We start from the raw sequence: 24,210 nt of genomic DNA, 5'->3' as shown, positions 1-24,210 counted from the left end.
GCCCCCTTCCCGACGTGGGCCGGCCTGTCCGGCCCGTCGCCAAAAGGGTGCCGGGTCCCCGAACCCAGCGCGACGCGTTCCGGTGAGTGTTGGGACCGTTCGGGTAGAGACGCGAATCTAGGCGACCCCCCCGGGCCTGGCGACCGCATGCCGTTACTGTGAACAGAGAGCGCCGCTGGTAAAATGTGGGAGCTGTTGTGACGCTGCGCGCCGGTTGGCGCTTGAAAAGGGGGACCGGATGGCTGAGCCGCTCTATACGCCCGCGTACGTCCCGACCGGGGACGAGGTCGCGACGTTCGTCACGTCGAAGGGCGTCGTCAAGGTCGCGTTGGACGGGAAGGGCGCCCCCATCCATGTGGGCAACTTCACCGAGCTCGCCAACTCCGGCTTCTACGACGGCACCAAGTTCCACCGGCACGTGCCCGGCTTCGTGATCCAGGGCGGCGACCCCAACACCCGCGACATGACCCCCGAGGATGTCGCGTCCGGTCGCCGTGGCCCCGACGGCATGCCGGGGACGGGCGGCCCTGGCTACCGGATCCGTCACGAGTACGACACCAACCCTCGCAACTCGCACAACGATGCCGCGTTGGCGATGGCGCGCTCGATGCTGCCGGACTCCGCCGGGTCACAGTTCTATTTCTGCCTCGGCCCCCAGCACTCGCTCGACTCTGGCTACACGGTGTTTGGCCAGACCGTGGAGGGCGCCGACGTCCTCCCAACGCTCCGTCCGGGCGACACCATCGAGTCCGTGCGCGTGGAGCACGAGCCCCGGTAGCGACGGTTCCCGTCAAAGCGACGAAACGCACCCTCAACGCCCCGCGCCCCGCGGGCTTTTGACAAGGAGACCACTGTGGATCAACAGGCATTCCAGGCCGGCAAGGCCGCGTACCAGAACGGCGACTTCGCGACGGCCCAGGCGCTGCTCGCGGCAGCGGTGAGCCCTGGTGAGGTCTGCGGTGCCTGCGACCACATGCGTGGCAACGCCCTCATGAAGATGGGCATGTACGCCGAGGCCGCCGACGCCTACGGGAAGGCCCTCGAGGACACCTCCTACGGCAAGGTGGGCGCGCTCTCGTCGAACCGCGGGCGGGCGCTGATGGCCGCAGGCCAGGACGCGATGGCCGAGGTCGCGCTTGAACAGGCGCTGGCGGACCCGGCCTATGACAACAAGTACAAGGCCAACATGGCCCTCGCGTCGCTGCGCCACCGCCACGGGGACTCGCGCGGCGCCGGCGCCGCGTACCGTGCGGCCGCCATCGACGAGTACAACCCGGACCCGGCGCCGGCGCTCGTGGCCCTTGGCCAGTGCCTGTTGGAGCTCGGGCGCCCCGTCGATGCCGTCGAGGCGCTCCGCACCGCGCTCGACTTCTCGGCCGCCCCGGGCGCCCAGGCCTCCATTTACGCGCAGCTCGGCGAGGCGTTCGTCGCCGGCAGCCGCATGCAGGAGGCCCTCGACGCCTTTGGCCACGCAACGGCCGACGGCTCCTACACGCTCACCCCGCAGCAGCAGGCGGCCTGCACGGCGGCCCGCAACGCCGTGGCGGCGCTCGGGCGCAGCACCGGGGGCACCGACGCTCTCCTCGCCGAGGCCGGTTACGGCGGCTCGGGTGCGATGGACCCGCTCGACCCCCTCGGCAAGTCCGGCGAGTTCATCCCGTCCCCGGAGGACACCGGCTTCTTCTCGATCTCCGAGCAGGACATCGTGGCGGCCGACAAGAAGCAGGCCAAGGCCAAGAAGAAGAAGCGCGGGGGCGCCAAGGTGCTCGTCGTGGTCATCGTGCTGCTTGTGCTCGTCGCGGGCGCGGCCGGTTTCGCCTACTACAAGGGCTTTGGCTGGCCCACCCAGGAGGACGTCGTCTCCGACCTCTTCTATGCGAAGACCGATGGCACCGACATGGGCGCGTACATTGCCGGGTCGGTCTCCTCCGATGAGCGCACCGCGATCGAGAGCATCCTGCCGGCCAACGCGCAGATCTCCATCACAGGCGTGGACCGCTCGATGAGCTCCTCCACCGTGTCCCTGACGGCGACGCTGTCCCAGGGCGGCACGCAGGACTATGTTGTGTCCCTCGTGCGCGACGGCATCGGCTGGAAGGTCTCGAACGTGCAGCTCTCGTTCCAGTCGCTGACCTCGTCGTCCACCGACTCGAACTCCGGTGCCTCTGCCGACGTGACGGGCACCGATGCTGGTGGCACCTCGAACGATGCGTCCGCCGGCGCGTCCTCTGACGGCGGCTCCGGCACCACCACCGAGACGGGAGAGGCAACGACCGAGGGCTGACGGCGCGACCGGGTTCTGGGGCGCTTGAGGAGAACCAAGGGCACGATCCTGTGAGGGCGTAGAATCGCCCTTAGCTTCACGAACGACGGCCCCGCCCGAGGCGGGATTCGATAGGCAGGGTGTATGTCGATACTCGACGGCCTCTTTGGAGAATACGGTGGCGACCTGGCCATCGACCTGGGCACCGCCAACACACTGGTGGCCGTGCGTGGCGAGGGCATCGTCTTGAACGAGCCCTCCGTCGTGGCCATCGACCGCAACGAGGAGCGCGTCCTCGCCGTGGGCGTCGACGCCAAGCGCATGGTCGGCCGTACGCCGGGCTCCATCACCGCCATCCGCCCGCTCAAGGATGGCGTCATCGCGGACTTCGACGTCACCGAGGTCATGCTCCGCTACTTCATCGAGAAGGCGCGCGAGCGCCGCTACCCGTGGTCGCCGCGCCCGCGGGTCGTCGTGTGCGTGCCCTCCGGCGTGACCTCGGTCGAGAAGCGCGCCGTGTTCGAGGCCACCATCCAGGCCGGCGCGCGCCAGGCCTACCTGATCGAGGAGCCGATGGCGGCGGCCATCGGCGCCGACCTGCCCATCGAGGACCCGACCGGCTCGATGGTCGTCGACATCGGCGGCGGCACCACCGAGGTGGCGGTCATCGCGATGGGCGGCATCGTCGTCTCGCAGTCCATCCGGACGGCGGGGGACGAGTTCGACCAGACGATCCTCGAGCACGTCCGGAACGCCTACAACCTCTCCATCGGCGAACGCACGGCCGAGGACATCAAGATCAAGGTGGGCTCGGCCGCGCCCCTCAAGGAGGAGCTCGACGTCGAGGTGAACGGCCGCGACGTGATGAACGGCCTGCCCAAGACCGTGCGCATCGAGTCCGAGGAGATCCGCCGCGCCCTCAACCGCCCGCTCGACGAGGTCACCAAGGCCGTCAAGGACGCGCTCGACGTCACGCCCCCGGACCTGGCGAGCGACCTGATGTACTACGGGATCATGCTCACCGGCGGCGGCGGCATGCTCCGCGGCCTCGACCAGCGCCTGCGGGAGGAGACCGGGGTTCCGGTCAACGTGAGCCCCACCGCCCTGGAGAACGTTGTCAACGGTTGCGCGAAGGTGCTCGAGGCCAACGCGCTGTCCGGCGGCTTCGTTCAGAACTCCGGCAATTAGAGGATTCATGGCGTCGCATTCTTCGCTGTCCCACGGGCTCAGACAGTCCGGGTCCTCCCGCGTGCGCGTGTTCGCCGTCCTGATGGCGGTATCGTTGGTGCTGTTCACGCTGTCGTCGGCTGCTGGCGAGACGGGTCCGGTGGCCGCCGTGCGCGGCGTGGTCCAGACCATCGTGATGCCGGTGCGCTATCTGGGCTCGGTCGTCTTCGCGCCCTTCGACGGCCTTGGCAACGTCTTCACCAACCTCACCGCGAGCCAGGAGACCCTGTCCCAGCTCCAAGAGGAGAACGAGCGCCTCAAGGCCCAGAACGCGCAGCTGGCCGAGTCCGCTCAGGCGGCGCAGCGGCTCGAAGGGCTCCTCAAGCTCAAGAGCAGCTATGACCTCACCGGCGTGGGCGCCCGCGTGGTGTCCGGTTCCGTGGACTCGGGCACGACGACCATCGCCATCGACAAAGGGACGACGTCCGGCATCGCCGTGGGCATGCCCGTGACCGACTCCTACGGGGTCATCGGGCAGGTGTCGTCCGTCGGACCCACGTCGGCGGTCGTGCGCCTCGTGACCGACGAGCGCTCGGGCGTCTCGGCGATGGTGCAGTCGAGCCGTGCCCAGGGGCAGCTCGAGGGCACCGGCGCCGACGAGCTGTCGCTGACCCTCGTGCGCGCCGACCAAATCGTGGCCGTGGGCGACCTCGTGGTCACGAGCGGCCTTGGCGGCGTCTATCCCAAGGGGCTCTTGCTCGGGACCGTCACGAGCGTCGAGAGGCCGTCGGGCGCCCTGTACTACGACATCACGGTCAAGCCCGCCGCTGCGGTGGGCAACCTCGAAGAGGTCTTTGTGATCACGGCGGTGAGCAGCGACCAGTCGGCCTCCACCGCCGAGGCGGCCGAGGCCGACTCTCAAGAGGAGGGCGCGTCGCCGACGTCTGCGGGCGCTGCCGCAGGCTCGGATGGCACCGCGTCCGACGACGCGGGCGCCACGTCCGCCGGCTCTTCGACCGCGGCGACCGGTGAGGAGGGTTGATGCTCGTCAACGACACCAACAAGCGCCGGAAGACCGTGGCCGTCCTCGCCGTGATCTGCGCGGTGCTCCAGGTGGGCGTCGCCCCGCACCTGGCCATCGCCAACGGGCACCCGAACCTCGCGCTCGTGTTCGCCGGCCTCGTTGCGCTCCAGACCGGGGGCACCTACGGCATTGTCGCCGGTTTCTGTGCCGGGCTCTTCTACGACCTTGTGACCACAGGCCCGGTCGGCCTCATGGCCGGCCTGCTCACCGCGCTCGGCTACGTCGTCGGACTGGGGGAGCGGAGCCGCCTCACTGACGACGCCGCCGGGTCTGTGAGGATTTTCGCTGCAGCCGCTGCCGCCGTCGAACTTCTGTACCAGCTAGGGCTTATCATCGCCGGCCAAGGAGCCGGCATCGCCGACGCGCTGTTGACGAGGTGGCTCCCCTCCACCCTGTGGGACGTGATCGTGTTCCTGCCTTTCTGTTGGGTTTTGAGCCACAGGCAGGCGGGCACGCCGCAGTTGGGAAACAGACGGAAGGGAAAGGGTCAGAAGGGCCTCTCGACCAAGGGCCTTCATTAGGAGCTCCATGGATTTGGGAACCATCGTTCTCATTATGTGCCTGGTCATCGCCGCGGTGGCCGTCGTGGCCGTCGCGCTGGTGATCCATTCCCGCGGCGGCCGTTTCACCGTGGACATCGGCGGCCAGACACCGCGGGCGGCGGGCGGCAACGACACCTCCTCCGAGACGGGCTTCAAGGGGCGCCTGACGGGCCTCGGGCTGTTCTCGGGCGGCATCGTGGCCCTCTTGCTCGGCAAGGTGTGGTCGATGCAGCTCGTGGGCGGAGAGGCCTACGCGGAACAGGCGGAGAAGAACCGCACGCGCACGGTGACCACGGCCGCCCCGCGGGGGCGCATCCTCGACCGCAACGGCGTGGAGCTCGTGGCCAACCGGCCGTCGCTCACGGTGGTCGCCGCCTCGGACGTGGCGGACGACGAGCGCGAGGTGCAGCTGCTCGCGAACCTGCTGGGCATGCCGCGGCAGGCGGTCCGCCGCAACATCCTCGACACCACGGAGGGGGTCCAGGGCTCCCGGACCGTGGCGGTGGACGTGTCCCGCCGCGCGGTGGCCTACCTGCAGGAGCACCCGGACCTGTTCCCGGGCGTAGACGTCGAGCAGCGCACGCAGCGCCACTACCCCCGGGGCACGCTCGCGGCGCACGTGCTCGGCTACACGGGCACGGTGTCCCAGGACCAGCTGGACGCCAGCGCCAAGGACGAGACGGCCATCGAGTACCGCTCCGGCGACATCACCGGCCAGGCGGGCGTGGAGTACCAGTACGAGAGCGTGCTCCAAGGGGTCCGCGGCGAGCAGGAGGTCTACGTGGACGTGGACGGCAACGTCACGGGCACCTCCAGCTCCGTGCCCGCCGTCGCCGGATCGGACGTGGTGCTCACCATCGACGCGAACGTGCAGCAGGCCGCGGAGGACGGCCTCGACAAGGCCGTCGAGCATGCGCGCGCGGCCGGGAAGCCGGCAGTGGCCGGCGCCGTCGTGTGCCTCGACGCCACGAACGGCGACGTGCTGGCGATGGCGAGCTACCCAAAGTTCGACCCGTCCATCTTCGTCGGGGGCATCGCCACCGACGACTGGGACGCCCTGGCCAGCGAGGACGCCCACTATCCACTGATGAACCGCGCCGTGGGCGGCACGTACGCGTCGGCCTCCACGATCAAGCCGCTCTCCGCCCTCGCGGCGCTCGACAACGGCATCGTGACGCCGGACTCCACCTTCACCTGCACCGGCTACTGGACCGGGTTCGGTGAGGCCTATGGCCAGTACTGCTGGAAAAAGACCGGGCACGGCACCCTCAACCTCCGCGACGGCATCGTGAACTCCTGCAACACGGTGTTCTACGAGATCGGCAAGGGCTTCTACAACTCCAGCCACAAGGAGGGGCTCCAGGAGAAGTTCAAACAGTGGGGCCTCGGCTCGAGGACCGGCATCGACCTGCCGGCCGAGGAGGTGGGCCGCGTTCCGACCCCTGAGTGGAAGTGGGACTACTTCGCCAGCTACTCCGACGACGACCGCACCTGGCGGGGCGGCGACACCACCAACATCGCCATCGGCCAGGGCGACATCCTCGTGACGCCGCTGCAGATGGCGTGCGTGTACATGGGGCTCGCCAATGGCAATGGCGGCACCATCTACAAGCCGCATGTGCTCAAGGGCATAGCGGCCAAAGAGGGCGACGGCACGGTGATCGAGCACAAGCCGGAGACCCTCGACACGGTGCAGGAGGACGAGACCTACATGGACCTCATCCACTCCGGCCTCGAGGGAATGATCTACGAGGAGGACCCCGGCATGGCGGCCCACTTCACCAACCTGCCGGTCAAGGTCGCCGGCAAGACGGGCACCGCCGAGCGGAGCGGCCAGGAGCCGACCGGATGGTTCTGCGTCTACGCCCCGGCCGACGACCCCAAGTACGTGGTCGCGGCCCTCGTGGAACAGGGCGGCTTCGGTGCCTCCTCGGCGCTCTACGCCGTGCGCGAGGTCCTTGGCCAGTTGTACGACGCACCGGACGACGCCACCGTCGTCTCGAGCAACCAGTCCATGTGAGGAGCCTCGTGGGAGACGGACGGACAAAACGGGGCACCGGTGTCAAGAACCCGGGCTTCTCGGAGATGGTGTCGTCGATGTTCGGCGGCGATGCCGGCAAACGACCGGGCGGCGCACACGCGCGGCTTCAGCGGCGCACCCGGCTGAAGGGCGAGCTGTACCTGCCGGCGCTCTGGCCTGCGGTGCTCCTCACGCTCTACGGGCTGGTCGTCGTGTGGTCCGCGTCCCTCAGCATCTCGGACGCGTCGTTGCCGCGTCAGCTGCTCGGCGTGGCCCTCGGGCTCGCCGCCGCGCTCATCCTCTGGCGCTACGACTACCGCGACCTGGCCAATTACACGACCGCGCTCCTCGTGCTCGACATCGTGCTCTGGGCGCTCCCGCTCGTTCCCGGACTCGGCTACTCTGCCAAGGGCATGTCCGGCTGGATCCAGGTCCCGGGCATCGGTCTCCGCGTCCAGCCCTCCGAGATCATGAAGCTCGTGACCATCTACTACATGGCCGGGCTTGGCGCCCAGTACAACGGGCGCATCGGCTCGTTCCGCGAGTACTGCAAGCTGTGCGGGATGCTGCTCGTCCCCTTCGTGTTGCTCCTGACCCAGGACCTCGGCACGTCGCTCGTGGTGCTCGTCGCCGGGGCCGCCATCATCATCTGCGCCGGTGCCCGGAAAGAGTGGGTCATCCCCACGATCCTTCTGATTGTGGTGGGCGCGGGTCTTGTGGTCTGGCAGTCGGTGGCCGCGATGGAGGCGGACGGGATCGGCCTCTTGAAGGCGTACCAGGTGAAGCGCCTCATCGTGTTCGTGGACCCATCGGTGGACCCGTCGGGCGACGGTTATAACCTCCAGCAGGCGAAGATCGCCGTGGGGTCGGGCGGCCTCTTCGGCAAGGGCATCGGCAACGCGAGCCAGGCCGGGGGCGGCTTCCTGCCGGAGGCCCACACGGACTTCGTGTTCGCGCTGCTCGCGGAGGAGTTCGGCTTCCTGGGCGTCGTGCTGCTGCTCGGGCTCTTCGCGTGGCTGCTCTTCGCCACGGTCGCCCTCGCCCAGAAGATGGAGTCGCCATTCGCCAAGCTCGTGCTCGTGGGCGTGGTTGCCATGTGGTCGTTCCAGCTGCTCGAGAACGTGGGCATGTGCACCGGCATCATGCCGATCACCGGCATCCCGCTGCCCTTCATCAGCTACGGCGCGTCGTCGATGGTGGTGCAGCTCACCGCTGTCGGCATGGTCCAGAGCGTCTATCGGCACAGGACGAAGGCCGCTTGAGCGGCAAGCGCACGCAACGGGGCCGCCCCCGGCACGTGCCGGGGGCTCGACTGAGTTCGGGTAGGATGCCACAGAGAAAGATCCGGCCGGACGGCCGTGAGGAGGATGGTCCTATGGGCAGCGGGTTCTCGCTGGGCAAGGTCAAAGAGGTGTTCGACGCCAACAAGAGCGCCGAGGAGGCCGTTGCGGAGACGGTGCGCGTTGCGGTCGAGGTGTGCCCCGGCGCTCCCCGGGCGCTCGCGGAGGCGCTCAAGCGCGCGTTCTTCCCGGTCACGGCGACGGGGCTCGTGCACGTCGCGGCCGCGGCGCCGGGTGCGGCCGTCGCGGTGAACCCGGAGACGGACCTCTGCGTCGTGCTCTGCGGCACGGCCACGGACGTGGCGGACTCTGTGGGTCGCGCGTGGCTCGCAACGGGCGTGCGCACCGTGCTCGTCGCCGAGTCCGCGGTGGAGATGCCGCCCTACCCGCTCGACGTCACGGTGCCGTGGGGCACCGTGACGGCCCGGGACCCCGACCGCATGCTCGGTGCGCTCGCCGATTGGTGCGTCGGTGCCACCGACAAGGCCATGGCGCTCGCGGCGAGCTTCCCGTTCTGTCGTGCGGCGCTGGCCAAGAGCGAGACCCTGGCCTGTGCGCTCGCCAATGCCGGCGTCGGGGCGATCGACCTTGTCAAGGGCGCGGACTTCCCGGTGATGTTCGCGACGGAGGCCGGCCTCGTGGCGCGCATCGCCTCGGTCTACGGTTACGGCGCCGGGCGCCCCGATGTCCCGGCGCTGGTCGGCGTCGCCGCGATGGGGATCGTCACCCGCGAGGCCGCCCGTCGTCTCTGCGCCTGGGCCCCGGGCGTCGCGTGGCTCGTGCGCGGCGCGCTCGGCTGGGCCGGGACCGTGGCCGTGGGAGCCGTCGCGACCGCGCGCTTCGAGGCGGGCGACCAGTTCGACGAGCAGGTCGAGCGGCTGCGGGAGCAGCTGACGGACGCCGTGGACGAGCTTCGGCACCGGGCCTCGCTCGCTGCTGGGCACGTGGTCGAGGTCGGGGGCGCGACCTACTCGGAGCCCGAGCGACGCGGTGACGAGCCCGAGGCCGAGGATGTGCCGGCGGCAGGCATCCCCGTCCGGTGGTTCGCCGTGGGCGACGGCCGTGCCATGGAAGCGTGAGCCGATGAGGATGGAACGAGAGAACCGCTTCGCGGAGCTGGAGCCGTTGCTCGCCCACGTCGAGAAGCCGGCCCGCTATCTGGGCGGTGAGTTCGGGGCGCTCGAGCCCGAGCCGGGCGCGTTCAACGTGTGCCTGGTCTTCCCGGACGTTTACGAGATCGGCCAGCCCAACCTGGGAGTCGCGATCCTGTACCACGCGCTCAACCGCACGCCGGGGCTGTCCTGCGAGCGCTGCTACCTGCCTTGGCCGGACATGGCGGACGCGATGCGCGACGGCGGCGTGCCGCTGCTGGCGCTCGAGTCGTCGGCCCCGGTCGCGAGCTTCGACGTCGTGGGGTTCTCGATCGCGCACGAGATGGCCGGCACCAACGTCCTCGAGGCGCTCGACCTGGCCGGCATCCCGCTCACCTCGGACGAGCGTGCGGAGGAGGACCCGATCGTGATCGCAGGAGGGCCGGGCATCTGGAACCCCGAGCCCTTCGCGCCGATGGTCGACGCCTTCTTGATGGGGGAGGGCGAGGAGCAGATCGTCGAGGTGGCCGAGAAGGTGAGGGCGGGCCGCGCGGCCGGCCTGTCGCGGAACGATCTGGTCGCGTCGCTTGCCGAGGTCCAGGGCGTGTACGTGCCGGCCCTGTTCGAACCGGTTCCGGACGGCCCCCGTGCGCCCTTTGCCGCGCTGCGGCCGAAGGAGGGCGCGAGCACCCCGGCCGTGATTCACAAGCGGGTCTGCGAGGACTTTGCGGCGAGCGACCCGCTCGCCGGCTCGATCGTCCCGCACATGCAGACCGTCCAAGACCGGCTGTCCATCGAGGTGCTCCGCGGTTGCGCGCGCGGCTGCCGGTTCTGCCAGGCCGGGATCACCTACCGGCCGGTGCGCGAGCGGAGCGCCGACCAGGTGGTGTCGGCCGTGGTGCAGGGCCTTGAGGCCACGGGCTACGACGAGGTCTCGCTCATGAGCCTCTCCACCACGGACCACTCCTGCTGTCGCGAGTTCCTGCACCGGCTCAACCGCCGTCTCGAGGGCACCGGCTCGCGCGTCTCGATCCCCTCCCAGCGCCTCGACAGCTTCGGCGTCGACATGGCGGTGGAGGTGGCCGGCGCGAAGCGGGGCGGCCTCACCTTCGCGCCCGAGGCCGGCAGCCAGCGGCTGCGCGACATCATCAACAAGAACGTGACGGAGGAAGACCTCGAGCGGGCCGCGCGGAACGCGTTCGCGAACGGCTGGACCCGCATGAAGCTCTACTTCATGATGGGGCTGCCGGGGGAGACCGACGAGGACGTCCTCGCCATCGGCGAGCTCGCGGAGCGGGTGCTCCAGATCGGTCGCGAGACGGTGCCGAAGGGCAAGCGCGGCTCCGTCGGTGTGTCGGTGGCCGTTTCGGTCTTCGTGCCCAAGGCCGACACGCCGTTCCAGTGGTGCGGCCAGCTTCCGCTCGACGAGGTGAACCGCCGACAGCGCATGCTCGTGCACTCCATCAAGGACCGGGCGATTAAGGTCCACTGCCACGACGCCGAGACCTCGATGCTCGAGGCGATGCTCTCCAAGGTGGACCGAAGCGGCTTCGAGCTGACCCGTCGCGCCTGGGAGAAGGGCTGTCGCTTCGACGCCTGGACCGACCAGTTCCATTTCGACCGCTGGGTGGAGGCCGCGCAGGAGATGGGCTGGGACCTCGAGGGCCTGGCCGCCCGGCCGTTCGACCTCGACGACCCACTGCCCTGGGAGCATGTGGGCCCCGGCGTCTCGAAGGGCTTCCTCAAGCGCGAGTGGCGCCGCGCCATGGAGGGCGTCACGACCGCCGACTGCACAAGGGAGAGCTGTCAGGGCTGCGGTGTCTGTCCCACGTTGGGCGTGGACAACGTGTTGGCGAAGGAGAGGGTCTGATGGCCGGCGAGACGGCACACGACGAGCGGTTCCGGCTGCGCCTGCGCTACGGCAAGCAGGGGCGGCTGCGCTACCTGGGCCATCTGGACCTGATGCGCACGCTGGAGCGCACGATCCGGCGCGCCGGGCTGCCCTACGCGCTCACCCAGGGGTTCAACCAGCGGATGAAGGCGGCCTACTCGGCGGCGTTGCCGGTGGGGGCGTCGAGCGAGCACGAGTACCTGGACCTCTGGCTCACCCGCATCGTCCCGGCCGACGAGGCGCTGGCGGCGTTGCAGGCCGCCACCGAGCCCGACGTGCCGTTCCATGATGCGGCGTACGTGCCGCTCAGGTCGGCGGCCCTCCAGGCATGGCTGGACCTCTGCCAATGGACGGTGACACTTGAGACCGAGGCCGACGAGCAGGACATCGTGGCCGCCTGGCAGCGGCTCGTGCGCCAGGGATGGTTCGAGTTCCGCCGGGGCGCCAAGCTCAAGCGCTGCGATCTGGAGCGCACCTTGCTCTCCATTTCCGGCGGCACTCGGGACGGCCATCTCGTCGTGCCCGGCCCGGACGGGTCGCTGCCGGACACCGCGTCGTGGCCTCGGCTCCCGTGTCGCCTCACGTTGATGACGCGCTCGTCCAACGAGGGGTCGCTCCGACCCGAAGCGTTCGTGCGGGCGATGTGGGAGACGCCCGAGCTGTCCGGCTCGCCGGCCCCCGGCCTCTCCGTGGTTCGCGACGGCCAATGGCACGAAGAGGAGGACGGCTCGCTCACCAGCCCGTTCGATAGGGCTCCTGCCGCGTCAGCTTTCCGTGAACGCGCTGGTACGGCGTGAGCTTTTATTGACGGCCTCCGGCGCCGTCGCTATGATTGTCAGCTGTTGCACCAACTCCGCACGAAGGGTTATGTCACATGTACGCTATCGTTTCGACTGGCGGCAAGCAGTACAAGGTTGCCAAGGGCGACGTCCTCGACGTCGAGAAGCTCGACGCGCAGCCTGGCGACCAGGTGTCCCTGGACGTCCTCCTGCTTAACGACGGCGCTGCCACCGTCGTTGACCCCGCCGCGCTGGCAGACAAGAAGGTCACGGCCGAGGTCGTGGACCAGCACAAGGGCGAGAAGGTCATCGTCTTCAAGTTCCACAAGCGCAAGCGCTACCAGCGCACCAAGGGACATCGCCAGCAGCTCACCAAGCTCCAGATCGTGGACCTTCCCGTCGAGGAGGCTCCCGTCACCGTCACCGCCGAGTAGTCAGCGGATCGAGATAGAGAGGCAGGAACACCATGGCTCATAAGAAAGGCCTCGGCTCGTCCCGCAACGGCCGTGATTCCAACGCCCAGCGTCTGGGCACCAAGCGTTTCGGCGGCCAGCACGTCAAGGCCGGCGAGGTGCTCGTGCGCCAGCGCGGCACCCACATCCACCCGGGCGACAACGTGGGCATCGGTCGTGACGACACGCTGTTCGCGCTCGCCGAGGGCAAGGTCGAGTTCACGCGCGGCCGCCAGCACAAGGTGCATGTGCGCCCGGTCGCGGAGACCGAGTAACGGCTCCGGGCGACCGTACGAAGCTTTTTGAATGGGACCCCCGGCAGCGCTGGGGGTTCTTTGCTATCGCGAACCATTGAGCGCAAAGGAGGGCTGCCATGCCCCTCTTCACAGACGTCTCCCGTATCAACGTGTGCGGCGGCAACGGCGGCGCCGGGTGCATGAGCTTCCGACGCGAGGCGCACGTGCCCAAGGGCGGGCCGGACGGCGGCGACGGCGGAGAGGGCGGCAGCGTCGTGCTGGTCGCGGACCCGCAGCTCTCCTCGTTGATCGACTACCGCTACAAACACCACTTCAAAGCGGAGCGGGGCACCCATGGCCAGGGCGCGCGTCGCCACGGCAAGACCGGCCAGGACCTGGAGCTCCGTGTGCCGCTCGGCACCGTCGTGCGCGAGCTGGACCCCGAGACCCAGGAGCCCCTGTACGAGATCGCCGACCTCACGCAGCCGGGTGAACGCGTGGTCGTGGCGCCCGGCGGTCGCGGCGGTCGCGGCAACATCCACTTCGTGACCTCCGTGCGCCGCGCCCCGGCCTTCGCCGAGAAGGGCGAGCCGGCCCGTGACCACTGGATCGAGCTTGAGATGAAGCTCATGGCCGACGCAGCGCTCGTGGGCATGCCGTCCGTGGGGAAGAGCTCGCTCATCGCGCGGATGAGCGCGGCCCGACCCAAGATCGCCGACTACCCGTTCACGACGCTCGTCCCCAACCTCGGCGTCGTCACCGCGGATGACAAGAGCTTCGTGGCCGCGGACGTCCCGGGCCTCATAGAGGGCGCGTCAGAGGGCAAGGGTCTGGGCCACGAGTTCCTCCGCCATATCGAGCGCACCGCCCTCATCCTGCACGTGGTGGACCTCACGGGCGGCTTCGAGGGGCGCGACCCGGTGGACGACTACGAGAAGATCAACGCGGAGCTGGCCGCGCACGCCGAGGCGCTGGCCGAGCGCCCCCAGATCGTCGTGGGCAACAAGGCCGACATGCCGGGCACCTCCGAGGCCCTCGCGCGGTTGCAGGCGCGGGCGGCGGCGGACGGTCGCCCCTTCTTCGCGGTGTCGGCCGTGACCGGCCAGGGCATCAACGAGCTGGAACTCGTCACGGCGGACAAGGTGGCCGAGCTCCGCTCCCAGATCGAGGTGGAGGCGCCCGCCGCCGACTACGAGAAGATCTGGACCTCGCGCCGGGACAGGCGCGACCGCGCGATCGACATCCAGAACCTCGGCGGCGGCGTGTGGCGGGCCTCCGGGACCAACCTGGAGCGCCTGGTCGTGATGACCGACTGGGACAACGACGAGGCCGTCTCGTACCTGCAGCACCGCTTCGACCGCATGGGCTTCGACGAGGCGCTCGCCAAGGCCGGGGTCAAAGGTGGGGACGAGGTGCGCGTGCTGGACTTCGCGTTCACCTATGAAGGGGCGCCGGCCGACGACGAGTTCGCGGAGCTGCTCGAGGACGACGACCTGCTCTCCGAGGAGGACTAGATGGCCCATCCGGAGGCCCTCGACGGCATCATCGTCGTGAAGGTGGGGAGCTCGACGCTCGTGGGCGGGCAGGGGTCGCTCGACCGAGGGTTCCTGGACGGCCTGTGCCGGCAGTTGGCCGACCTCGTCGAGCGCGGCAAGCGGCCGGTGCTCGTCTCGTCCGGGGCCGTGGCCGTGGGCGTCGAGCGACTCGGGTTGCCGGGGCGCCCCCAGGACATGCCGGGCGTCCAGGCCTGTGCCGCCTGCGGGCAGGCCGCGCTCACCGAGGCCTACGCCGAGGCCATGGCCGCCCTCGGCCTCAAGGTGGCGCAGGTGCTCCTCACCAAGCGCGACGTGATGGACCGCGAGGGCTACCTCAATGCCCGGAGCACTCTGGACCGGCTGCTCGAGCTGGGCGTCGTGCCCGTGGTCAACGAGAACGACACCGTGAGCTCCGAGGAGTGCCAGAACGTCTTCGGCGACAACGACATGCTCGGCGCTATCGTGTCGGCGCTGCTCGGGGCCGAGCAGTACGTGGTGCTCTCCGACATCGACGGTCTCTACACGGCCAACCCGGCGGAGGATCCGGACGCCGTCCTCGTGGAGTCGGTGGGCGCGGTCGATGGTGCGCTTCTGGCCACGGCCGGGGGAGCGGGGTCGTCCGTGGGCACCGGCGGCATGGCGACGAAGCTCCGCGCCGCCCGGGCGCTGCTCGCTGCGGGCATCCCGATGACCATTGCGAATGGCCGTCGTGCGGGCGTGGTCGTGGACTGCGTGGAGGGTCGGGGGCGTCGCACGGACTTCCGCGCGCCGGACGCCTCGCGAGAGCAGGCGCGCAAGCTCTGGATCGGGCTCGCGACCCAGGTCCGTGGTTCCGTGACGCTCGACGCCGGCGCCGTCCGCGCCCTCCGGGAGCGTGGGGCGTCGCTCTTGCCGGTGGGCGTGACCTCGGTGGACGGCACCTTCCGGCGCGGCGACGTGGTGTCCGTGCTCGACCCGGAGGGGGCCCTGCTCGGCCGCGGCGTGAGTCGGTTCTCGAGCCGGGAGCTCGACCTGTCGCGCGGGCTCACCTCCGACGTCGTCGCCCGATTCTTCCCAGACCTTGCCGACCAGCCCGCGATTCATCGGGACGAGCTGCTCGTGTTCTAGATGCCCAAGGGCCCTCAAGGCCCGCACCGAGAGGAGGCCTCATGTCCGAGGCACTGACCAAAGCGCGCCTCGCAGCCGACGCCGCGCCCTCCCTGCACGCCCTCGGCGCCGGTGGGCGCTCCGAGGCCATCCGAGCCGCCGCTGTCGGGGTGGCGGCCGCCGCTCCTCGCATCCTCGCCGCCAACGAGGAGGACATGGCGCGCGGGCGCTCCAACGGCATGCCGGGGCCCCTGCTTGACCGCCTGATGCTGGACCAAGGGCGCGTCGACGCGCTCGTCTCCGCGATGGAGGAGGTGGCCGGACAGCCGGACCCCATCGGCCGCGTGGTCGGTGGCCGCGTGCTCGAGAACGGGCTCTCCCTCGAACAGGTCACCGTGCCCCTCGGCGTCGTCGCGATCATCTACGAGGCGCGGCCGAACGTGACGGCCGACGCCATCGCGCTCTGCCTGCGCTCGGGCAACGCGTGCGTGCTGAAGGGCGGCTCCGCGGCCGCCGCCAGCTGCGCGGCCATCGCCGACGCCGCGCGCGCGGGCCTCGCGGGCGCGGGGTTCGACCCGGAGGCCGTGCAGCTCATCGAGTCCACCGACCGCGCCGAGACCACCCGGCTCATGGAGGCCGTGGGCCTTGTGGACGTGCTGATCCCGCGTGGAGGCGCCTCGCTCATCCAGGCCTGCGTGCAGGGCGCGAAAGTGCCCGTGATCGAGACCGGCACCGGCAATTGCCACATCTACCTGGAGCGGACGGCCGACCCTACCATGGCCGTGAGCATCGTCGTCAATGCCAAGACGAGCCGCCCAGGCGTCTGCAACGCGGCCGAGTCGCTGCTCGTGGACGCATGCGCGGCCGAGCGGCTGCTCCCGCCGGTCCTCGTGGCCCTGGCCGAGAAGGGCGTCGTCCTTGTCGGCGACGAGCAGGCACGCGCGGTGGCGGTCGGCTGCGGCGTCGCAATGGGGGAGGCCGATGACGCCGACTGGTACCGCGAGTACCTCGACCTCCAGATGTCGGTGAGGTGCGTCCCGGACGTGGAGGCCGCCGTGGCCTGGGTCAACGAGCACGGTACCGGCCACTCCGAGTGCATCGTGACCCAGGACTACGCGGCCTCTGAGACGTTCCTCCAGCGCGTGGACGCGGCCGCGGTCTATGTGAACGCCAGCACGCGCTTCACCGACGGCGGCGTGTTCGGACTCGGCGCCGAGATCGGCATCTCGACCCAGAAGCTGCACGCGCGGGGGCCGATGGGCGCGGAGGCGCTCACGAGCACCAAGTACCTGGTACGGGGCACGGGGCAGGTGCGTTGACGTGGAGGGGCTGCTTCCAGAGCTCGGCGCGGACGGCCTTCCCTGCCGGCTCGGCATCATGGGCGGCACGTTCGACCCGATCCACTTCGGGCACCTCGTGGCGGCCGAGACGGCGGCCACGGTCCTCGGGCTCGACGCCGTGATCTTCATGCCGGCGGGCGCGCCGGCCTTCAAACAGGACCGCGACGTCAGCGACCCGGAGGACCGGTTCGCGATGACGCTCTTGGCCACCTCGGACAACGCCCGGTTCTACGCGTCCCGCCTCGAGATCGAGCGACCGGGCGTCACCTACACCGCGGACACGCTCGAGCAGCTCCGGGAGCTCTATCCGGACAACGTGGAGTTCTACTTCATCACGGGTGCGGACGCCCTGGTGGACATCGTGACCTGGCATGAGGCCGGCCGGGTCGCCCGTCTCGCCAAGCTCGTGGGCGCGACGCGCCCCGGGTACGATCTTGAGCGCGCCCGGCGCGCCATCGCCGAGTCGGGGCTTCCGTTCGATGTGACGTACCTCGAGGTGCCGGCGCTCGCCATCTCGTCGTCTGACCTCAGGGCCAGGACCCGCGAGGGGATGCCCGTGCGGTACCTCACCAACGACTCGGTGGTGGGCTACATCTCCAAGCACGGCCTGTATCGGACAAAGGGGGACGCATGAGCGATGGGCGGCGCGCGTTCGAGGCGTGGCTCGCAGAGCCGTCGACACTGACGCCGGAGCAGGCGCAGGTGGTGGAGGGCCTGGAGCGAGACCTGGCGGAGTACCTGTCCGAGAAGCCCCGGCGCCTCAAGCACTCGCTGATGGTGGGACGGACCGCCGAGGCGCTGGCGCGCCACTACGGCCAGGACCCGTTCGAGGCACGGGTCGCCGGCGTGCTCCACGACTGGGAGAAGGCCGCGTCGAACGCCGAGACCGTCGCGAAGGCGGAGGAGCTCGGCATCGACCTGGGCGTGCCGCTCGAGGACGTCTCGGGCCTGCTCCATGGGCTCGTCGCCGAGCGGACCCTCAAGGACCGGTATCCTTGGCTCTCTGCCGAGGTGCTGCAGGCCATCGGTCGCCACACGTTGGGCGCCCCGGACATGGCGCCGCTCGACATGGTGCTCTTTGTTGCCGACGGCCTAGAGCCCACCCGTCCCCCGGTCCCGGCTCTGGAGAGGCAGCGCGACCGCGTGGGGGAGGATCCGCTGGACCGGCTGTTCCTCGACTCGTTCCTGGACGGCGTGGCCTATGTGGTGGACACGCGCCGGTACCTCTATCCGGGCACGCTGGATGTGTACAACGAGCTGGTGCGGAGGGAGCCGCCCCAGCAGGAAAGGAAGGCACGCTAGATGGCTGAAGCCAAGGAGATGGCCGCGCTCGCCGCGGCCGCCGCAGATGACAAGAAGGCCGCCGACGTCCAGGTGGTGGACGTCACCGGCAAGAGCGACGTGTGCGACTACCTGGTGGTGTGCACCTGCGCGAACAACCCGCAGACCAACGCTGTGATCGACGAGGTGGAGGAGCGCCTGCGCAAGGACCTCGACGTGAAGCCGCTCTCCGTTGAGGGGCGCCAGGGCCAGTCATGGGTGCTGCTCGACTACGGCCCTGTGGTGGTCCATGTGATGCAGCCGGAGGCGAGGGACTTCTACCGCATCGAGAAGCTCTGGGCCGAGGTGCCCGAACGGGAGGCCCGCTAGTCTTCCGGATCGCTTGGCCGGGCCCTGCCGAGCGTCCGCTAGAAGCGGTCCTTGTTCATCGGGGTAGTGTCGGTCTCCCGGTCCTTCAGGCGCAGGTCGCGGCCGAACACGAGCGCCCCGTCGCCGAACCTCTCGCGGATCGAGTCGGTCGCCGTTGAGAGGTCGCGCCCATGGCGCGGCCTCACTGACTCCGCTTCGGGGCTCGGGCTCTCCGAGAACAGCTCGAGCTGCACGGCCCCGCCGTCCTCTTCGCCGAAGCGGGAGAGCCCGACGCCCACCAAGCGGATGCCGAGGCCCGGTTGCCAGAGCCCCTGCGCGAGCCGCCACGCCACCGGCCCGAAGACGTGTTCGTCGTCCGTGGCCTGGGGGAGCGGCGCCTGCGCGCTCTTGGTGTGCGTCACGTCGTACTTGAGCCTCACGGTCACGAGGCGCCCCTCGAGGCCCTTGCGCCGGAGCCGGGCGCCCACCTTCGCCGCCACGGACAGCACCGCGGCGCGCAGGTCCTCCTCGCGGGTGAGGTCCTGTGAGAACGTGCGCTCGTTCGAGACGGACTTCACCGGGTCCGGGTCCGGGCTCACGGACGACCGCTCGCGGCCGGCGGCGCGCTCCACGAGCCGGGGACCCGTCACTCCGAACACGTGCCGCATCGCCTCGGGGTCCTGGCGAGCCAGTTGTCCGAGGGTCCGGACGCCCAGCTCGTGCAGGTGCCGCTCGGTGGCCGGCCCCACGCCGCTCATCGCGCCAACGGGGAGGTCCTCGAGGAACGCGCCCTCGGTTCCCGGGGGCACCACGGTGAGCCCGTCCGGCTTGTCCTGGTCGCTCGCGATTTTCGCCACCGTCTTGTTCACCCCGAGGCCCACCGAACAGGTGACGCCGAGGGACCGCACGCGGGCCCTCACGCGGTCGCAGATCGCCACCGGGTCCTCTCGGTTGAAGCGGCCGGGCGTGACGTCGAAGAAGGCCTCGTCGATGGACGCCTGCTCCACCAGGGGCGTCTCATCGCGCAAGAGGGCCATCACCTGGTCGCTCACCTCGCGGTACCGGTCGAAGCGGCCTTGCGTCCAGATGGCCTGCGGACAGAGCCTCACGGCCTGGGCGCTCGGCATCGCACTGTGCACCCCGAAGGGACGCGCCTCGTAACTGGCGGTGGTCACCACGCCGCGGCGCTCCGGCGACCCGCCCACGATCAGCGGCTTGCCGCGCCATTCCGGATGGTCGAGCTGCTCGACGGAGGCAAAGAACGCGTCGAGGTCCAGCAGGCCGATGGCCGGCCCCTTCCAGACGAAGTCGTGACCTCCCGGCGCGAACGTGCCGTGCATCAGGCCACCGGCAGCTCGAAGGAGAAGCAGGTGCCGTCCTCGGCCGAGCTCGCGCACGCGATCGTGCCCTTGTTGTTCTCGACCATCGCCTTCGCGATGGCGAGGCCGAGCCCGAACCCGCCGGTCTCCCGGCCGCGCGCCTTGTCCGACCGGTAGAAGCGGTCGAAGATGTGCGAGATGTCCTCGGGGCTCAGCACGTCGCCCCAGTTGCGCACCGCCACGCGGGCGTAGCGTCCCTTGCGGACCCGCTTCACGGTCACGTCCACGGGCTTGCCCTGCGTGGAGTACTTGACGGCGTTGTCGAGGAAGACCTTCACCACCTTCTCGAGCGCGTCCCGGTCGCCGACCACATGGATGTCCGGTTCGATGTGCTCTTCGATCATGAGGCCGTGCTCGAAGGCCACGACATCGAACTGGATCGTCATGACCTCGACGATGGCCGAGAGGTCGAGGTCGTCCTGGCGGTAAATGCCCTGCTGGGTGCGGCCCTCGTCGGCCCGGGAGAGCTCGAGCAGCGACATCACCAGGTTCTGCATGCGCTTGGCCTCGTAGCCGGTGGACTCGATCCAGCGGTGGTACTCCTCGGGGATGCGCTTTTCGGCCGAGCGCATGATTTGGTTGTTGGCGAGGATGACGGCAAGCGGCGTCTTGAGCTCGTGGGACGCGTCGGCCGTGAACTGGCGCTGCAGGCTCCAGGCCTCGCACACCGGTTGGATCATCCAGCGGGAGATGAAGAACATGGCCACGCCGAGCAGCACGAGGGTGACGCAGCCGAGCGCGATGTTGGTGGAGAGCTGGTAGGAGAGGGCCGTGCCGACGCCGGTCGTATTGGCGACCGCGATGCGGGTGGCGCCGGGCACCTCGCCGCGCTTCCAGACGATGTCGTAGGCCGGGATGTAGCCAAGGTCCTCCTCAGTGGAGGAGGCGGCGTTCATCACGGCCGAGAGGGCGCGCGGGCCGATGATGGCCGCAGAGTCATTGAACGCGGTGGTGCCGGTCTCATGGTCGATGTCGATCCAATAGACGGCCATGTGCCCGAAGTTGGACTCGTCGTCCGAGCCCGAGGCCGCTGTGAGCACGCCGATGTAGGGCCGGGTGGGCGTCGTGGTGTCGAGCACGCGGTCGAGGCTCGCCACGACAAAGTTGTCCAGCTGCGTCTGGGTCGCGGTATAGGAGATCGCGAGCGTGCCGAAGAGGACGATGGCAACGAGCGTCATCGTCAGCACCATGAAGTTGCGCTGCAAGCGCTTGAGCACCGGCGTCCCCCCACTTCGTGGCTCCGAGGGCGCACCGGGCGCCCCTCGCGGGCGCGTCAGCCCTTCGGGGCCGTTCCTGATCAGAGTCTAACGGAAAAGCGCCCGGGGCCTGAACACCCCGGGCGCATGCCAGCCATCGTCAACGATGTGACCAAACTTTCAGGGTTAGTTCAGCTCCTCCAAGCGGTAGCCGAGCATGCGGAGCGTGGTGATCTGCACGGAGCTGTGCAGGTGCGAGAGCTTCTTGCGGAGGAAGGAGATGTAGGCCTCGGCGGAGTTCTCGGACGTGTCGCCGTCGGTGCCCCAGATGCTCGCGAGCAGGTCGTGCTTGGACACCACGCGGCCCGTGGAGCTCATCAGCGTGCGCATGACCTCGAACTCCTTCTGGGAGAGGTGCACCTCGCGGCCGCTGCACTTGAGGTCGTGGGTGTGGAGGTCGAGCACGAGGTCGCCGAACTTCATCTCGTCCACGGCCACCTCGCCCTTGCGGCGGGAGTTGGCGCGAATGCGGGCGAGCAGCTCGTCGGTGTCGATGGGCTTGGTCATGTAGTCGTCGGCGCCACAGTCGAGGCCCTCGATCTTGTCGGAGGTCGCCACCTTGGCCGTGACCATGATCACGGGCGTGGCGTTGCCGTCGTGGCGCAGCCGGCGCACGGCCTCCATGCCGTCCATCTCGGGGAGCATGACGTCCATGAGGACGAGGTCGTACTCGTTGGTGCCCGCCAGCTCGTAGCCGGTCTTGCCGTCGTACGCGGCCTTGGTGTGGTAGCCCTCTTCCTCGAGGATGTGGCACATGGCCTCATTGAGGTTCTTCTCGTCTTCCACGACCAGGATGTTCATATTGCCTCCTCTAGGGTCCCAGGGCCTGCGCGTGCTTGTGCCGCCTGTCCACGGCCTGGATCTGGTTGGTCTGGCGCCCGGGTCGTCCCGGCTCCCAGGCTCTTCAACCATGTACCCTGTTTCTGAAAATGAGACACGCCGAAGGCCCTTGATTTCAGAAGCCTCAGAACTCCACGATCTCGCGTCATAGGTTAAGGTGTCTGAAAACTTGCAGGGAAGCCGCGCTCACGACGTCGGCTGCGAACGTTTGTGGTTTTCGGCCCCGTCCCGTGCGAACTATCCTATGATGTGAGGGCTTTTGTGTGGTGCGGGGACATATCTCGCGTTCCCGCATTCGTCTAGAGGAGTCTCAAGTTGGCAGTCAAGATCCGTTTGGCCCGTCACGGCGCCAAGAAGCGCCCCTTCTACCGCATCGTTGTGGCTGACGAGCGCATGCCGCGCGACGGCCGCTTCATCGAGCAGGTCGGCATCTACAACCCCGTCTCCCAGCCCCACATGATCCAGGTCGACCTGGACAAGGTGGACGAGTGGATCGGCAAGGGCGCCCAGATGAGCGACAGCGTGTCGCACCTGGTGGACATCGCCCGCAACGGCTACGAGCCCGCCGCTCCGAAGCGCGCCAAGAAGTCCAAGAAGCAGCTGCAGAAGGACCGCGAGGCCGCGGAGCTCGCCGCCGCCCAGGCCGCTGAGAGCGCCGAGTAGCATGGCCGAGGAGCCCCTCTCCGCCCAGGACGCGGAGGCTCCCCAGCCGGAGCTGCCGAGTGACCGCGTGGCGGACCTCGTGGAGCTTGTCGTGTGCGGTCTCGTCGACCATCCGGACGACGTGACGCTCGAGGTCACCGACAGCGCGGACGGCTGCCTCATCGAGGTGCGCTGCGCCGAGGAGGACGCAGGCAAGGTCATCGGCCGCCACGGTCGCGCCATCAAGGCCCTCCGCGTGCTCGCCCGAGCTCTTGGCTCTCGAGTGGGCGTGCCCGTCGAGGTCGAGGTGCTGGGGTAAGCGTGGCCAGCGAGTATCGCATCATCGCCCGTGTGGCCAAGGCCCACGGGTCCCGTGGGAAGGTGGTCTGCCAGGCGGCGGACGGCCTTCCTCTTCTTTTGCGCCCCGGACTCGAGGTCTGGGTCGTGCCCCCTACGCTCAAAGGACCCCGCCACGGCGCTGTCGCGTCTGTTGAGGAGGGCCCGCGCGGTGTGCTGGTGGGTCTCACCTGCTGCGAGGACCGCGACGGGGCCGAGTCTGTGGCCGGACGCTTCCTATTGGCGCGGCGGTGCGATCTGCCCGAGGACCTCGTCCTTCGCGATGCGGCCGAGGCCATTGGCCTGCCGGTGGAGGACGTGACCTTCGGTGCGCTCGGCGAGGTGGTCGACGTGCTCGAGGGCCCCGTGCAGGACGTGTGGGTGGTTGAGGGCCCCTTCGGGGAGGTGCTCGTGCCCGCGGTGGAGGAGCTGCTCGTGGACGTCACCGACGAGGCCGTGGTCTTCGACCTCCCGAGCGGCATCGTGCCGGCCGAGGGGGCGGAGCCATGATCGTCGACGCGGTGTCCGTGATCCCCGAGGTCTTTGGGCCCTACGTGGACGCCTCGATCCTGGGGCGCGCGCAGAAGGCCGGCCTCCTCGAGTTCCGTGCCCACGACCTTCGCGAGTGGACCCACGACCGGCACCGCACCGTGGACGACGCCCCATTCGGCGGCGGCCCGGGCATGCTGATGAAGCCGGCCCCGATCTTCGAGGCGGTTCGGGCCGTGCAGGAACTTGGCCCGGTGCCGGCCCACGTGGTCTTCTTCTCGCCCTGTGGAAAGCCCTTCGACCAGGCGGCGGCGGAGCGGCTGTCCCGCGAGGAGCGGTTGCTCTTTGTCTGTGGGCGGTACGAGGGCATGGACGAGCGCGCGTACTCGCTGGCGGACGAGGTGCTCTCCCTTGGCGACTACGTGCTCACGGGCGGAGAGCTGGCAGCCCTGACCGTGACCGATGCGGCCGTGCGACTGATCCCGGGCGTGCTCGGGGGCGAGGGGTCCGCCGACGAGGAGTCGTTCTCGGAGGGGCTGCTCGAGTTCGAGCAGTACACGCGCCCTGCGGTGTTTGAGGGAATGGCCGTCCCCGACGTATTGCTCTCTGGCGACCATGGAAGAATAAAGGAGTGGCGTCGCTCGAGCGCCTTGGAGCGCACCTACCGGTGGCGGCCGGACCTGTTGGAGACGGCGCCGCTGAGCGAGAAGGACCGAGACCTGCTGGCGGACGTCGCGGCGGGCCTCGAAGACGAGAACCCCACGGGGCCCCGCGAGACGTGCTCGTAGGGCCCGCCTCCGAGAAAGGCGCGAC

At 69.4% G+C, this 24,210-nt stretch carries 25 protein-coding genes; 22 read left to right on the top strand and 3 right to left on the bottom strand.

Features of this window, described 5'->3' with window-relative positions; genetic code table 11:
• Positions 1 to 238: 238 nt before the first annotated feature.
• The 18 genes from QJ043_RS02975 to rsfS all read left to right on the top strand — a co-directional run bounded on the left by QJ043_RS02975 (position 239) and on the right by rsfS (position 18,476).
• Entirely contained in the window at positions 239 to 778 is a 540-nt protein-coding gene (locus QJ043_RS02975; RefSeq protein ID WP_283712680.1) for a peptidylprolyl isomerase, read from the top strand.
• A gap of 75 nt (positions 779 to 853) precedes the next feature.
• A complete protein-coding gene (locus tag QJ043_RS02970; protein ID WP_283712679.1) occupies positions 854 to 2,284 on the top strand; it encodes a tetratricopeptide repeat protein in 1,431 nt (476 codons plus the stop codon).
• Positions 2,285 to 2,407: 123 nt separating this feature from the next.
• The gene (mreB, locus tag QJ043_RS02965; RefSeq protein WP_283712678.1) at positions 2,408 to 3,451 is read left to right on the top strand and encodes a rod shape-determining protein; all 1,044 of its coding nucleotides are present in this window, start codon (positions 2,408 to 2,410) and stop codon (positions 3,449 to 3,451) included.
• Positions 3,452 to 3,458: 7 nt separating this feature from the next.
• On the top strand, positions 3,459 to 4,472 hold the full coding sequence (gene mreC, locus QJ043_RS02960) for a rod shape-determining protein MreC (protein ID WP_283712677.1): 1,014 nt from the start codon (positions 3,459 to 3,461) through the stop codon (positions 4,470 to 4,472).
• Positions 4,472 to 5,035, top strand: a complete 564-nt coding sequence (gene mreD / locus QJ043_RS02955) for a rod shape-determining protein MreD (protein WP_283712676.1) — start codon at positions 4,472 to 4,474, stop codon at positions 5,033 to 5,035. Before mreC ends, mreD begins: the two co-directional genes overlap by 1 nt.
• Positions 5,036 to 5,042: 7 nt before the next feature.
• Positions 5,043 to 7,076 carry a penicillin-binding protein 2 gene (gene mrdA, locus QJ043_RS02950; protein ID WP_283712675.1) on the top strand — a complete coding sequence of 678 codons (2,034 nt, stop codon included), beginning with the start codon at positions 5,043 to 5,045 and terminating at the stop codon, positions 7,074 to 7,076.
• Positions 7,077 to 7,084: 8 nt separating this feature from the next.
• Complete coding sequence (locus QJ043_RS02945; protein WP_283712674.1) at positions 7,085 to 8,338, top strand: FtsW/RodA/SpoVE family cell cycle protein; 1,254 nt, start codon at positions 7,085 to 7,087, stop codon at positions 8,336 to 8,338.
• A 113-nt stretch (positions 8,339 to 8,451) separates the two neighbouring features.
• Entirely contained in the window at positions 8,452 to 9,495 is a 1,044-nt protein-coding gene (locus QJ043_RS02940; protein ID WP_283712673.1) for a hypothetical protein, read from the top strand.
• 4 nt (positions 9,496 to 9,499) lie between these two features.
• Entirely contained in the window at positions 9,500 to 11,377 is a 1,878-nt protein-coding gene (locus QJ043_RS02935; protein WP_283712672.1) for a TIGR03960 family B12-binding radical SAM protein, read from the top strand.
• The gene (locus QJ043_RS02930) at positions 11,377 to 12,195 is read left to right on the top strand and encodes a TIGR03936 family radical SAM-associated protein (protein ID WP_283712671.1); all 819 of its coding nucleotides are present in this window, start codon (positions 11,377 to 11,379) and stop codon (positions 12,193 to 12,195) included. The genes QJ043_RS02935 and QJ043_RS02930 overlap by 1 nt, the downstream gene beginning before the upstream one ends.
• Positions 12,196 to 12,272: 77 nt before the next feature.
• The gene (rplU, locus tag QJ043_RS02925) at positions 12,273 to 12,611 is read left to right on the top strand and encodes a 50S ribosomal protein L21 (protein WP_283712670.1); all 339 of its coding nucleotides are present in this window, start codon (positions 12,273 to 12,275) and stop codon (positions 12,609 to 12,611) included.
• Between the two features lie 32 nt (positions 12,612 to 12,643).
• Positions 12,644 to 12,904 (top strand): 50S ribosomal protein L27, encoded by a 261-nt coding sequence (gene rpmA / locus QJ043_RS02920; RefSeq protein ID WP_283712669.1) that lies wholly within the window; start codon positions 12,644 to 12,646, stop codon positions 12,902 to 12,904.
• A 98-nt stretch (positions 12,905 to 13,002) separates the two neighbouring features.
• On the top strand, positions 13,003 to 14,379 hold the full coding sequence (gene obgE / locus QJ043_RS02915; RefSeq protein ID WP_283712667.1) for a GTPase ObgE: 1,377 nt from the start codon (positions 13,003 to 13,005) through the stop codon (positions 14,377 to 14,379).
• Entirely contained in the window at positions 14,380 to 15,507 is a 1,128-nt protein-coding gene (gene proB, locus QJ043_RS02910) for a glutamate 5-kinase (RefSeq protein WP_283712666.1), read from the top strand.
• Positions 15,508 to 15,548: 41 nt separating this feature from the next.
• Entirely contained in the window at positions 15,549 to 16,805 is a 1,257-nt protein-coding gene (locus tag QJ043_RS02905; protein WP_283712665.1) for a glutamate-5-semialdehyde dehydrogenase, read from the top strand.
• 58 nt (positions 16,806 to 16,863) lie between these two features.
• Positions 16,864 to 17,460, top strand: coding sequence for a nicotinate-nucleotide adenylyltransferase (gene nadD / locus QJ043_RS02900; RefSeq protein ID WP_283712694.1), 597 nt, complete (start codon positions 16,864 to 16,866; stop codon positions 17,458 to 17,460).
• Entirely contained in the window at positions 17,457 to 18,128 is a 672-nt protein-coding gene (gene yqeK, locus QJ043_RS02895; protein ID WP_283712664.1) for a bis(5'-nucleosyl)-tetraphosphatase (symmetrical) YqeK, read from the top strand. The genes nadD and yqeK overlap by 4 nt, the downstream gene beginning before the upstream one ends.
• Positions 18,129 to 18,476, top strand: coding sequence for a ribosome silencing factor (gene rsfS, locus QJ043_RS02890; protein ID WP_283712663.1), 348 nt, complete (start codon positions 18,129 to 18,131; stop codon positions 18,474 to 18,476).
• A 38-nt stretch (positions 18,477 to 18,514) separates the two neighbouring features.
• Here rsfS and dinB read toward each other — a convergent pair whose 3' ends face one another.
• From dinB to QJ043_RS02875, 3 genes are all read right to left on the bottom strand, one after another.
• Positions 18,515 to 19,795 carry a DNA polymerase IV gene (gene dinB, locus QJ043_RS02885; RefSeq protein WP_283712662.1) on the bottom strand — a complete coding sequence of 427 codons (1,281 nt, stop codon included), beginning with the start codon at positions 19,793 to 19,795 and terminating at the stop codon, positions 18,515 to 18,517.
• Positions 19,795 to 21,051, bottom strand: coding sequence for a sensor histidine kinase (locus QJ043_RS02880; protein ID WP_283722722.1), 1,257 nt, complete (start codon positions 21,049 to 21,051; stop codon positions 19,795 to 19,797). The genes dinB and QJ043_RS02880 overlap by 1 nt, the downstream gene beginning before the upstream one ends.
• Positions 21,052 to 21,216: 165 nt before the next feature.
• Entirely contained in the window at positions 21,217 to 21,891 is a 675-nt protein-coding gene (locus QJ043_RS02875) for a response regulator transcription factor (RefSeq protein WP_283712660.1), read from the bottom strand.
• A 354-nt stretch (positions 21,892 to 22,245) separates the two neighbouring features.
• Here QJ043_RS02875 and rpsP point away from each other — a divergent pair, with 354 nt between their 5' ends.
• The 4 genes from rpsP to trmD are packed head-to-tail and all read left to right on the top strand — an operon-like array spanning position 22,246 to position 24,185.
• Positions 22,246 to 22,593 (top strand): 30S ribosomal protein S16, encoded by a 348-nt coding sequence (gene rpsP, locus QJ043_RS02870; protein ID WP_283712659.1) that lies wholly within the window; start codon positions 22,246 to 22,248, stop codon positions 22,591 to 22,593.
• Position 22,594: 1 nt separating this feature from the next.
• A complete protein-coding gene (locus QJ043_RS02865; protein ID WP_283712658.1) occupies positions 22,595 to 22,891 on the top strand; it encodes a KH domain-containing protein in 297 nt (98 codons plus the stop codon).
• Between the two features lie 2 nt (positions 22,892 to 22,893).
• A complete protein-coding gene (locus QJ043_RS02860; RefSeq protein WP_283712657.1) occupies positions 22,894 to 23,418 on the top strand; it encodes a ribosome maturation factor RimM in 525 nt (174 codons plus the stop codon).
• Positions 23,415 to 24,185, top strand: a complete 771-nt coding sequence (trmD, locus tag QJ043_RS02855; RefSeq protein WP_283712656.1) for a tRNA (guanosine(37)-N1)-methyltransferase TrmD — start codon at positions 23,415 to 23,417, stop codon at positions 24,183 to 24,185. The genes QJ043_RS02860 and trmD overlap by 4 nt, the downstream gene beginning before the upstream one ends.
• Positions 24,186 to 24,210 lie beyond the last annotated feature (25 nt).

It is taken from the genome of Kribbibacterium absianum (assembly GCF_030067705.1).
Taxonomy (GTDB): Bacteria; Actinomycetota; Coriobacteriia; order Coriobacteriales; family Atopobiaceae; genus Kribbibacterium; species Kribbibacterium absianum.
The sequence above is the reverse complement of the archived record's forward strand: the minus strand, read 5'-3'. Positions and strand labels throughout refer to the sequence as shown.